At 38.8% G+C, this 12,289-nt stretch carries 11 protein-coding genes and 1 pseudogene; 8 read left to right on the top strand and 4 right to left on the bottom strand.

Translation table 11 applies throughout. The features are described from left to right. Nucleotides 1-12: 12 nt before the first annotated feature. Nucleotides 13-420 (bottom strand): MarR family winged helix-turn-helix transcriptional regulator, encoded by a 408-nt coding sequence (locus tag L693_RS0105505; RefSeq protein ID WP_025716408.1) that lies wholly within the window; start codon nt 418-420, stop codon nt 13-15. Between the two features lie 341 nt (nt 421-761). Between L693_RS0105505 and L693_RS0105495 the strand changes: the two genes are divergently transcribed. The 8 genes from L693_RS0105495 (at nt 762) to L693_RS0105460 (ending at nt 9,629) form a co-directional block, all read left to right on the top strand. Continuing rightward, complete coding sequence (locus tag L693_RS0105495; protein ID WP_049825068.1) at nt 762-1,769, top strand: LacI family DNA-binding transcriptional regulator; 1,008 nt, start codon at nt 762-764, stop codon at nt 1,767-1,769. 331 nt (nt 1,770-2,100) lie between these two features. Next, the gene (locus L693_RS0105490; protein ID WP_025716406.1) at nt 2,101-3,036 is read left to right on the top strand and encodes an alpha/beta hydrolase; all 936 of its coding nucleotides are present in this window, start codon (nt 2,101-2,103) and stop codon (nt 3,034-3,036) included. Nucleotides 3,037-3,054: 18 nt separating this feature from the next. Next, the gene (locus L693_RS0105485) at nt 3,055-3,864 is read left to right on the top strand and encodes an alpha/beta hydrolase (protein ID WP_025716405.1); all 810 of its coding nucleotides are present in this window, start codon (nt 3,055-3,057) and stop codon (nt 3,862-3,864) included. A 40-nt stretch (nt 3,865-3,904) separates the two neighbouring features. Next, nucleotides 3,905-4,861, top strand: a complete 957-nt coding sequence (locus L693_RS0105480; protein ID WP_025716404.1) for a carbohydrate kinase family protein — start codon at nt 3,905-3,907, stop codon at nt 4,859-4,861. 12 nt (nt 4,862-4,873) lie between these two features. Further along, nucleotides 4,874-6,343 (top strand): sucrose phosphorylase, encoded by a 1,470-nt coding sequence (gene gtfA / locus L693_RS0105475; RefSeq protein WP_025716403.1) that lies wholly within the window; start codon nt 4,874-4,876, stop codon nt 6,341-6,343. A 168-nt stretch (nt 6,344-6,511) separates the two neighbouring features. After that, nucleotides 6,512-7,840: an MFS transporter gene (locus tag L693_RS0105470; RefSeq protein ID WP_049825067.1), complete on the top strand. Its 1,329-nt coding sequence runs from the start codon at nt 6,512-6,514 to the stop codon at nt 7,838-7,840. A 135-nt stretch (nt 7,841-7,975) separates the two neighbouring features. Continuing rightward, complete coding sequence (locus L693_RS0105465) at nt 7,976-8,782, top strand: Nif3-like dinuclear metal center hexameric protein (RefSeq protein WP_025716401.1); 807 nt, start codon at nt 7,976-7,978, stop codon at nt 8,780-8,782. A gap of 43 nt (nt 8,783-8,825) precedes the next feature. Next, on the top strand, nt 8,826-9,629 hold the full coding sequence (locus L693_RS0105460) for an alpha/beta hydrolase (RefSeq protein WP_025716400.1): 804 nt from the start codon (nt 8,826-8,828) through the stop codon (nt 9,627-9,629). A gap of 30 nt (nt 9,630-9,659) precedes the next feature. Here L693_RS0105460 and L693_RS32310 read toward each other — a convergent pair. The 3 genes and pseudogenes from L693_RS32310 to L693_RS27690 all read right to left on the bottom strand — a co-directional run. Further along, a pseudogene (locus L693_RS32310) lies at nt 9,660-9,767 on the bottom strand (IS30 family transposase); the annotation flags it as partial. Between the two features lie 572 nt (nt 9,768-10,339). After that, the gene (locus L693_RS0105445) at nt 10,340-11,854 is read right to left on the bottom strand and encodes an MDR family MFS transporter (RefSeq protein ID WP_025716399.1); all 1,515 of its coding nucleotides are present in this window, start codon (nt 11,852-11,854) and stop codon (nt 10,340-10,342) included. Nucleotides 11,855-12,026: 172 nt separating this feature from the next. Beyond that, nucleotides 12,027-12,289 (bottom strand): ATP-binding cassette domain-containing protein (locus L693_RS27690; RefSeq protein ID WP_231503536.1); only part of this gene is annotated, 263 nt, incomplete at its 5' end.

Genomic DNA, 12,289 nt, shown 5'->3' with positions numbered 1-12,289 from the left:
CTGCATAGGAATTCAGCTTTTAGAGACAATAAGCTTGATGAGTCGGATAAATTCTTTGGCATCCTGTTCGTCCAGCCTTCGAAGAATTTTCTCGCTCCATGCAACTCCTTCGTTGTACCTGTCAATCATAAATTGCTTGCCTGAATCCGTAATGAATACGATCACCTTGCGTTTGTCGTTGACATCCGTACGTCGTACAACCAATCCTTTCTTCTCCAAACTTTTCAGCGCCGTTGCTACCCGTCCCGTACTGACAGACAAGTATTCGCTCAAATAGCCCGAAGTAACCCCGTCCTGATGACTCAAAGCGATAAGAATCCCCATTTCACCACGGGAGAAGTGCACTCGTTCCTCTAATACCGGTTTGCGCGATTTGGCGATACACTCGAATAGTTCTGTTGCTGATGCTTTATAATCCATTGGCCACAACACCTTCTGGTTTTTATCTTATACTGTAAGATAATAATGATGTTCGGGTATAAAGTCAATTCGAGAAAATATGGAAAACCAAAAAAGGCGGTACATATGCGGCAAAAAATATTGTTGGGGAAGAAAAAACTCCTGAAAATTATCGGATACGATGATGTGGATCTTGCATCTCTTTATGAAAACTTAATCTTTAGCAAACATACATAACACCCATGAAATTATTCTCTTTTGTATCGATTACAAAGTTTGACTTTATTTATGTCAATTGGTTAACATAAACCTGAGAACAATTATAGAAGATTAGTCAATGTATGTGAGGTGATAGTATGAAAATGAAAGCGAAACCCAAATTAGAAGATGTTGCTAAACATGCCGGTGTTTCACCAACCACTGTTTCTAGAGTGTTGAATAACCGTGGTTATATTAGTGAAGAAACTCGAAAACGTGTTCATAATGCAATGGAAAAAATTAATTATTTCCCTAATGAAATGGCTAGGTCTTTATTTACAAAACAAAGTAATATTATTGGATTAATTTTTCCTACAGTAAGTAATCCCTTTTTTGCTGAGTTAATTTATAATATTGAAATTAAATGTGAAGAATTAGGCTATAAAGTATTTCTATGTAATAGCCTAAATAATATGGATAAAGAAAAAAAATATTTAGACATGCTCCAACGAAATCAAGTAGATGGAATTATTGTTGGAAGTCATAATAGAGGGATTTTTGAACAAGTTTCAACAAGCTTACCTATTGTTGCTGTAGATCAATATATTTCAAATTCAGCGCCAATTGTTTCATCTGACAATTATTTAGGTGGTAAATTGGCAACGGAACATTTGATTAAAAGAGGTTGTAAAAAGATTATTCATATTAGTGGGCCGAGCAGATTAGATACTCCTACACATTTACGAACCTCTGCATACAAGGATATAATGACAGCTTACGGTCTTAAGCCAATTATCTATGAAATCAATAAAACTTTTAATGCTAAAGAAAATCATAAAGTCATTTCGCAAGTTTTTCATGAAAATCCTGATATGGATGGTATTTTTGCAAGTGACGATATTATTGCTGCTAACATATATAATAAAGCTGTAAGAATAGGGAAAAATGTCCCGGAAGAGTTAAAAATAGTTGGTTTTGATGGAACAGAAGCAGTTAGAAATTTACTCCCACAATTAACCACCGTACAACAATCTATACCAGAAATGGCAGAAAGAGCAGTTATAATACTGGATAAGAAAATTAAAAATGAGGAAATTTCTTCTCATTTATGTAAGCCTCTAGATATCATACTTGTCGAGGGTGCTTCAACGACAAATGTTTTTGTAACCTAAAATTCCCCCCGTGATTACGGAATCAGTCTTTTAAGTAAATACACTAAATTTTCCAAAAAGCTACAGGTTAAAAATTAACAGTGGCTTTTTTGTTATTCTCTACCTAAAAGAGCAATATTAATTTTCTTTTATTTTAAAAAAACCCGTATGATAACCGCTTGACACATTGAGTGTCAAGCGGTTATCATACTTTCATAGTATACGTTTTCTTGATATCAGGATAAAAGAAAGATTTATGACAACCGTTTGACATGCAAAACGCTTTACATTTATATATGAATATGAAAACGCTTTATAGTTGTTGGTATCTCAGTGAAAGGATGTTTATATTATGGAATTTTTAAATAGAGTGAAAGCGGAATTAAGAGAAAATTTGAAAACGGTACCAATCATTCAACTTCCACAAGATTTGACTAAAACAAGACAAGTTCCCATTCCGTCTAATGCGAATTCGGAACACGTTAGAATTACTGAACGTTTTATCCCTGGTGGCGATGGACAAGAAATGTTGATTAAAATTTATGAACCAGTTCAGAGGAATAAAGAAGAATTACCTGCTGTTCTTTGGAGCCATGGAGGAGGATATGTGTTAGGTCATCCTAATGGTGAAGACAGCCTTTGTGAAAGTATTGTTCAAGCAGTCAATTGTATTGTGGTTTCACCAGATTACCGATTAGCCCCTGAGCATTCGTATCCCGCAGCTATTGAAGACTGCTATGCTACATTGGTATGGATGACGAGTGCAACAAATGAATTGAATGTTGATCCAATGAGGGTTGCAATCGGTGGAGGAAGTGCAGGTGGAGGATTAACTGCGGCATTGGCATTAATGGCACGCGATAGAAAGGGCCCGGTTATATGTTTTCAAATGCCATTATATCCAATGATTGATGATCGAAATATTACACCATCCAGCTACGAAATTACCGATATTCATGCGGTTTGGTTCAGGTCAAATAACATATCGGCTTGGGAAATGTATCTAGGGGATTCTGCTCATGGTGAAATCTCCCCATACGCAGCACCAACCCGCGCAAAGAATTTGGAAGGACTACCTCCGACCTATACATGTGTAGGTCAACTAGATCCTTTCCGCGATGAAACAATTGATTATGTTGCACGTTTAGCTCAAGCAGGAGTGGATGTAGAATTTCAATTATATCCTGGATGTTTTCATGCTTTTGAGCATATCGTCCCGGATGCGGAAATCAGCCAGCATGCCAAAAACGGGTACATTGAAGCACTTAGCAGAGCATTAAATGGTTAATTAGAGGAGGAGCCGAATTTGATACATGAAATTATTGATATACGTACACAACATTCAAAGTCTAAGTTATATACGTATATTTTAGATAACTCTCCAGAAATAGATAATACTCGAAAACGCCCTCTGGTCATTATATGTCCAGGTGGTGGATATGAGTTTACTTCTGATCGGGAGGCGGAACCTATAGCAATCAAAATGAATGCGATGGGATTTCATTCATGTGTATTAAGGTACAGTGTTCGCCCTGCTACTTTTCCAACAGCATTATTAGAACTATCTATGGCAGTTGCTCTTACTAGGAAAAAAGCAGAGGAATGGCATGTTGACATAAATAAAATCATTGTGGTTGGTTTTTCAGCTGGCGGCCACTTGGCAGCCAGTTTAGGAGTTTTTTGGAAAAGTAGTTTTTTATCGAAAGCCCTGGGAATCCCAAATGAAATGATAAAACCTAACGGGATTTTACTAAGTTACCCGGTTATTACATCTGGTACGTTTGCACACGAGGGTTCATTTAAAGCTTTGTTAGGTGATAACTATGATGAGCAATTACATCAAGTGTCATTAGAAAAATATGTTTCTTCCGATACTCCACCAACATTCTTGTGGCACACGTATACAGACGAGCCTGTTCCTGTCGAAAATAGTTTTTTATTTGCTAATGCACTTTTGAAGAATAAAGTAAGTTTGGAAATGCATATTTACCCGAATGGGGTGCATGGGTTGTCCCTTGGAACTGATGAAACTATGGCTTTAGATAATGAAAGGACCATTCAACCTGAAGTTTCCAATTGGATTAAAATGGCGGGACGCTGGATAAGTGGGCTCTAGATTAAAAGTAATAAAAGTTAAATAAATCCGGAGGAACTACATGTATAAGCTGGATGATAAAATCAATTTTCAAAATAAAAGGAATGACATCTTAACAGTCGGGGAAATTCTTATCGATATGATATCAACTGATTATGATGATCATTCTAAATGTAACACCTATCAGAAATTTTTCGGTGGATCTCCTTCTAATATTGCTGTTAATGTTAGTAGATTAGGGATTCATTCTCTCGTAGCATCAGCTTTAGGTAAAGATGGGATGGGAGTATTTTTAACTAACCAGTTACAATTAGCTGGTATTGATACTAAATGTGTTCAACAAGTAGACTATTCTACCAGTATGGTTGTTGTTTCGAAAAGCAAATCTACGCCAACTCCAATTTTTTATCGCGGAGCGGACTATTATTTAGCTTACACTCCTGAGCTTGAAGAAGCTGTAGATAATTCTAAGATTGTTCATTTTTCCTGCTGGCCAATCTCTATGAAGCCAGTTCGTCATACGATTGAAAAAGTTATAGAGCGTGCGAGAGAGAACAACGTTTTAGTATGTTTTGACCCAAACTATCATCCGAAAATTTGGCATAAAGGAGAAGATGGTGTTGAGTACGTAAAATCGATGTTCAAAAAGGTCGACATCGTCAAACCTTCAGAGGATGACGCAGAAAGATTGTTCGGAAAAGACACTCATGAAAATCAGGTTGAGAAGTTTTTAAAATTTGGGGCAAAGCTTGTTATTATGACCTTAGGTAAAGACGGGGCAATTGTCTCAAATGGAAAAGAAATCATTAAGTTAAATACATTAGCTACAGACGTAATTGATACGACAGGAGCAGGGGATGCTTTCTGGTCCGGATTTTATGCAGCTGTAGTGAAAGGCTATACGCTTAGGGAAGCGTTTACGTTAGGGTTTGCTGTAAGTGCTTATAAGTTAAAATATACCGGTGCAATCGTAGCATTACCAAAGCTTGAAGTAATAAAAAATATGTATGGATTATAGGAGGTGTCGCGAATGGCAGTGAAAAATCAGGTACAGTTAATTACCTACCCCGATTCTTTGGGAGGTGATTTAAAGACTCTTAATCAAGTACTTCTAAATTATTTTACGGATATTTTTAAAGGAGGAGTGCATATCCTTCCACCGTTTCCCTCTTCAGGAGACCGTGGATTTGCTCCATTATCCTATTTAGAAATTGAACCGGCCTTTGGGACTTGGAAGGATATTAAAGCTATTGGCGAAAACTTTGATGTTTTAGTAGATTTGATGGTTAATCATATATCTAGACAATCTGAATATTTTCAGGATTTTCTAAAAAAAGGAAGGAAATCTGAATATGTAGATTTGTTTATTACATTAGATAAGGTTTGGGAAGATGGAAATCCTGTTCAGGATGACATTAATAAAATGTTCCTACGACGTTCCCTACCATATTCTACTTTTACAATTGCGGAAACTGGTGAGGAAGAAAAGGTATGGACGACATTTGGAAAGACGGATCCTTCAGAACAAATTGATTTAGATATTAAGTCAAAAAGGGTAAAACAGCTAATTACGGACTTCTTTTTAAACTTTAAGGAAAATAATGTGAAGATTGTCCGTCTGGATGCGGTTGGCTATGTTATTAAAAAATTGGGGACAAGTTGTTTTTTTGTAGAACCCGAAATCTATGAGTTCCTTGATTGGGTCTTAGAACTGGCTAAGTCATTAGATATCGAAATATTACCAGAAGTTCATTCACATTACACTATCCAAAATAAGCTGTCCGAGCATGGATGTTGGATCTACGATTTTATTTTACCTTATCGAATTTTGGATACTTTAATCAATAAATCTAGTATAGCTCTTATTGATTATCTTAAGAATCGACCACATAATCAGTTTACAATGCTGGACTGCCATGACGGTATACCAGTAAAACCAGACTTAGATGATCTTATTGATACAACAGAAGCTAGAAAATTGGTAGATGTTTGCCTCCAAAGAGGTTCAAACCTAAGTCTAATTTTGTCAGACGAGCATAAGTCGGAGGATGGATTTGATGTCCATCAAATCAGATGCTCATACTACTCCGTACTAAATAATGATGATGATGCCTATATTTCAGCGAGAGCGATTCAATTCTTTACTCCAGGGATACCTCAGGTGTATTATGTAGGACTATTAGCTGGGGAAAACGACTATGAAAGAGTTAGAGAAACAGGAGAAGGTAGAGAAATCAACCGTCACAACTATAGTCTTATGGAGATTGAAAAATCTCTAGAAAAAGAAGTAGTCAAAAGATTATTAAAGCTTATTCGATTTAGAAACGATTATGATGCCTTTAATGGGGAGTTCAAGGTATTAGAATCCAACAAAGATGAAATTTATCTGTCCTGGCAAAAGGATAAGAAGCGTTGTACACTTTATATCGATTTTAAAACGAACAGGCCTGTTATCGATTATATTGATCGAGATGGTAAAGATACTCAATATTATGTATAACAAGTTAAATAGATAATGATTAATGAGACATCCGTACTATTATAAAAGTTTTTTAAACCGCTTTCAATTAATAATTTGGAGGGGTACTAAAAATATTATTTATTTTCGATGAAGATAAAATTAAATCATTAAGAATTTAAGGATGTATAAATTACAGGGGGGTTTATAATGTCTGAAACAAAAAAAATACCAAAGTTAAGATGGCTTTACTTTTTACCTGTATTATTTCTAATGTGCTTTTTTTCATTTGTAAGTAACTCACTTCTAAGCATTGCCCTACCTGGGGGAATGCTGAAGGATTTAGGTTTTGCTGCAAGCGTTGCTGGGATTGCGGGTGGAGTCGCGGGTATTGGAGGTATGATTTTACAGATCTCCGGTGGACACATTGCTCAAAAAGGAAAACTCAAAAAATTTCTTGGCTTTTCAACGATATGCTGGAGCGTAATAACTATTCTACAAGGGTTTGTTACAAACGGTTGGCAACTTATAGTACTCAGATTTTTACTTGGTGTTGCGGAGGGAGCTATTGTACCAGGCATCATGACTCTTTTACCCTATTGGTTTCCAGAAAAGGATGGTGAAAGAAGTCGAGCTATAGCCGTTGTGTTTACTGCCTCCGGCATTGCAGCAACACTTACTGGACCAATCGGTGGATTCCTGATAGCAATGTTCAATTGGCAAATGATGTTTATGATTTTAGGTGTTATTAGTTTAATAATTGGTGGAATATGGTTTGCTGTAATGTATGACAGACCAGAACAAGCTAGATGGTTAAGCAAAGAAGAAAAAGAATATATTACTACAACCATTCAACAGGAACAGAGTGCTTTAATGAAAGATGCGGGCAATAATGTAAGTGGGGATAAGCTTCTGCCTATTTTAGGTTATCTATTAAGAAATAAGTATAGCTGGGTTTTGAGTATCGTTGGCTTTTGTGCGGTATTCGGTCAGATCGGATTTTTTACTTGGATGCCAACAGCTATTCAGTCTGTTACGCATGCAGGTATTGGTAATGTAGGATTATTAAGTGCACTTCCATCGATTGCTGCTATTTTAGGATTGGCAGTATGGTCTAAATTAACAGCGAAAATAAAGCAGCGCCGCCTTAGCACGGGGATACCGCTACTGTTGTTTGCTATTGCTCTAGCTATTTTAGGTCTTTTTTCTAATAGTACAAATGCTGCTTTGTACATCGTTTTAATGTGTGTAGCTGGCTTTTTTATACAGGCTTTTATGCCTAGTTTTCATACAATACCTACTCTTATTTTCTCCAAAGAAGTTGAAGGTGCAGCTAGGGGGCTAACAGGATTTACTTCAGCATTTGGTGGATTTGCTGGTCCTTATCTTGCTGGAATTTTTATTTCAATCTCAGGTTCGCAAAAAGGAGCTATGTATGTTATGGCATTAATATTGTTCGTAGGGATGCTAGCATCTTTCATTCTTCCTAAGAATCTTGGTTTAGAAGCACAAGGTGAAAATAATCATAAAGCAGCCTGACTTTCTATTAAAAAATCCAAGAAATAATATATCAAATGAATAGTGTTAGTGATACATTCCAGCTTTAATAAATAGGAAAGGAATGTATCACCCTTATATTTATTAAAAGTCATGTTAATGAAAGTAGGAATAATAATGAATGTACAAGAAGTTATTGAGGCAATTCTCTCAGATTCATGTGGCGATATGAGACTTGAAAAAACAGGTGATCAGTTAATATGCGGGAATCCTAATACTGAGGTCCGAGGAATTGTCACAACGTTTATGGCAACGATAGACGTTATTAAGCGTGCTATTGAAGACGGGGCAAATATGATCATTACACATGAACCCACTTTTTATACGGGAAGGGACGAGCTGGATTGGCTCGAGGATGACCCGTTATATCTTGCAAAGAAAAAGCTAATCGAAGAAAACAATATTGTAATTTGGCGGTACCATGATTATATGCATATGGCGAAAACGGATAGAATTTATGATGGCCTTCTGAAAGAAATTGGCTGGGAACATAATTTGCAGGAGGAGAACCAACCTTTCATATACAAAATTAATGAAGTTACTTTGGCTGAACTCGCCAGATTTTTTAAACAGAAACTATCAATGGATGTTATTCAAATTGTCGGCAACCCTGAAATGAAATGTTCAAAGGTCGGGGTACTAGTAGGTGGAGGAAGCTTAGGTTTAGGCAGAGAACAAATGCCAATGGAGTTAATGAGAAATCATAACTTGGATGTTATGGTTTGTGGCGAAATTACAGAATGGACATTGTGTGCTTATGTCAATGATGCAACAATGCTCGGAATGGATAAGGGAATGATTGTGATTGGCCATGAGCGTAGTGAAGAATCCGGCATGAAATATATGGCAGAATGGTTGAAGCCTTTGGTCAAGAACATTCCTGTCACTTTTATTGATGCGAAAGAACCGTTCCTTTATTTATAAACCTCGACTTCATTAAAAAATTTAGACATTAGGAGTGAATCAATTGGCCATATCACAAGTTAATTTTTACTCAAAGGCTTTAAAAAGGGAAGTTACATTTAATGCACTCTTACCGCTAGACCGCACTGACATGTTTGGGCATGGAAATACTGAGGAGCGCCCATTTAAATCCCTTTATCTTTTACATGGATATTCTGGTAATTATATGGATTGGCTTAGTCTTTCAAGAATTCGGGAACTATCTGATAAATATAATATAGCTGTGTTTATGCCGTCAGGTGAAAACAATTTTTATTTGGATGACAACGATAAAGGTGAATTATTTGGTGAATATATTGGAAATGAATTGGTGACGTTTACGCGGAAAATGTTTCCTCTATCCACTAAGAGAGAGGATACCTTTATTGGTGGATTATCAATGGGCGGATATGGAGCCATTCGCAACGGATTAAAGTACGCTGGTAATTTCAGTCGTATAATTGCCTTGTCCTCCGCAATCATAACTTACAGAATAGCGGGAATATCTACCGACTATAAAGATGAAGTGGCAGACTATAAATATTATAGAAGAGTTTTTGGTGACTTAAATGTGCTTATGGGCAGTGATCAAGATCCGGAGGCACTCGTCCTTAAATTAATAAAGACTAAAGTGGAAATACCCGAAATATATATGGCATGTGGAACTGAGGACTTCTTGTTAGATGTAAACCAAAAATTTCATGATTTTTTAGTCTCAAAAAAGGTAAATGTCATTTATAGAGAAACAAAAGGGGGCCATACGTTTGATTTCTGGAATGATTATATTGAAAAGGCTATATTATGGGCTACCCATAATAGTGAAAATTGAGTAAAAAAACTCTATTAAAATGACGGATTGTCAAGCCAAGTGCGACAGTTCTTCTGAAAAGGATTCGTGAGCGGCCTTCCAGCCCAAGTATTTTCGTGGTCTGTGGTTGATGAGGTCTAATGCTTGTGCCAGGGATTCATGTGGAAACCAATAAAAAGTATAAGTTTGGTAAAAAATATATTAAAAAGAAAAAGACCCATTCTTGGAGTGGGTCTTTTTCTTTAATCTGGGTTTATTAAATTTCGCTGTGATGCGTTGGAGAAATTTCTCCATTACCTGGAGGTATAGGAACAATCACAATAGCCGCTGCCATGATACTTGCCAATATCAGTGCCAAAAACTTTTTACTCATCATCTTCGCCTACTCCTTAAATTGATTTTCCATTTCACTGTCGTTTCATCCGTTTCCTGCACCCAGCTTAAATCGGCATATTTTTTTAAAACCTGTTGTATAGTCTTTTTTGGCATCACAGACCTCTGCTTGAATTAAATGAGCAAACGCCCAGTATACAAATGCAGGATAGAACCTTTTACTGTTTTCATCAATATGTATTCACTAAAGCCCTTAATGCATCCAATTGGTCAGTCTCGTCCAGTCGTTCCATGTAATATTCAAATTGAAGAAAGACGTCTCCGGGAAATCGGAAACGTCTTTCTTATCGCTGCTGGAGCTGGACAACAAAACTTTATTGCCCGTAAAGGAGACTCTCTTATCCATGTTCTCTCTGGGGTGATTTGATGCGCTGATCCGTCCCTTCTTCTGTGCCCGGTGGTCGATTTCGCAGCCCAAGTACAACAAACCAGCTTATAATCGCAATGGCGGCCATGATGACAAACAGGGAATGCAGACTGTTTTCCAATACAGAACGCAGTAATCCCGCTGTCTTGTCACTCAGATGTTGTGAAGTATGAGGTGCAAGCAGGCCATTAATATCCTCCTGTGTAATGCCCTGCTGCATAAGCTGTCCATCTGCTGTCTGGGCGGCAATGTGATAATTCAGCCATGAACCAAAGGCTGCAACTCCTATCGTTTGTCCCAGCGTTCGCAGGAACGTATTCAATGCGGTAGAAGCACCGCGCAGCTGGAACCCGACCGAGGACTGGGCAATAATCGTAAACACGGTCATCGAGAAGCCAAAGCCCAATCCGTACAATAATGTAGACAAAAAGAGCAGCCAGATCGGCGCCGTTTCCCCCATCAAGGTCATGACGAAGGCCCCTAATACAATCAGGGTCAGCCCGATCAACGAGGTTCGACGAGAGCCTAGTGTCAGTAAAATGCGCCCTCCGATCATGGAGCCAAACAGCCAGCCGACCGACATCGGGGCGAGGGCCAGACCGGATGAAGCGGCATCGCCACCGTGTACGCCTTGAATCCATAGGGGCAGATAGCTGGTCAGCCCGATAAGCAGGGTGCTGACCAGAAGCGCTGCGGCACAGGAAAAAGCGATATCCCGTACCCGGAACAGCTTCAGAGGCACCATTGGTTCCTGAGCGCTTTTTTCAATAACTAAAAACAGAATCAGGAACAAAATAGCTACGGCAGCCAAGGCCAGCAATTCAGGAGAAGCCCAGCCGATGTACTGCCCGCCCAGCGCCAATACGAGCAAAAGGGCCGTCATCCCGATGGTAAAGGTAATTGCCCCGGGCACGTCGACGCGCGCAACGCGCTTGCTTACCTGTTCCCGCAGGTAACGGGCAATGAAGAACATCGCCAGCAGACCAAAGGGAATATTGAAGCCGAAAATCCATTCCCAGCCAAAATAAGTAACCACGTAACCGCCCAGGAGAGGTCCGATCAAGGAAGAAATCCCCCATACCGAGCTGATCATTCCCTGGACCTTGCCGCGTTCCTCCATCTTGTATATATCTCCGATGATGGTAAAGGTAACGGGAATAACACCGCCCGCTCCAATCCCTTGAATAGCTCGGTACACAATAAGCTGCTCCATACTGCCAGCCAGCATACACAGCAAAGATCCAAGCACAAACAACGAACAGCCAACCAGAAAAATTGGCTTACGGCCAAATAAATCGCTAAGCTTACCGAAAATAGGCGTGGTTACAGCCATCGTCAGTAAATATGCCGTAAAAATCCAGCTGAGCAAATTCACACTGCCCAGTTCACTAACAATAGTCGGCCCTGCTGGACCGATAACCGTCCCTTCAATCGCGGCCAGAAACGTCGCCAACAGAACACCTGTCAGTACAAGGCCACGCTTCATGGGTTTATCTTTTCCCAAGCAAATCACAAATCCTTTCCTTATATAAGCTGTGTTGTACCTATGCGATTCGCCTGCACAGAATCGGCATTACCCACACTGCATAATCGTAAACAGGCGGCCTGAATAGGCCGCCTGTTTGTTAAGATGTATATAGATTATTGTCTACATCCACTCAATTTTTGTCAACTGTAATTGCATGATAAATCTCACTATTTTCCAATTTATAGAGATGTCCCTCTTCCATATGCAGAACATGGCTGGCAAAGCTTTCGACCACCTGCATATCGTGGGTGATGATCAGGAAGGCTGCACCTTCGGCAGACTGTTGTGCGCACATACGGAGCAGAATGTTCGCTCCTTCATAATCCGTTCCGGCGGTGGGCTCATCCAAAATGTACAGTTTTTTCGGCAGGATAAACTGCGCCGCTACGCTCA

This window comes from Paenibacillus sp. 1-18, assembly GCF_000520755.1.
Taxonomy (GTDB): Bacteria; Bacillota; Bacilli; order Paenibacillales; family Paenibacillaceae; genus Paenibacillus; species Paenibacillus brasilensis.
Note: the sequence above shows the minus strand (reverse complement) of the source record. Positions and strands in the feature narration are given on the sequence as shown.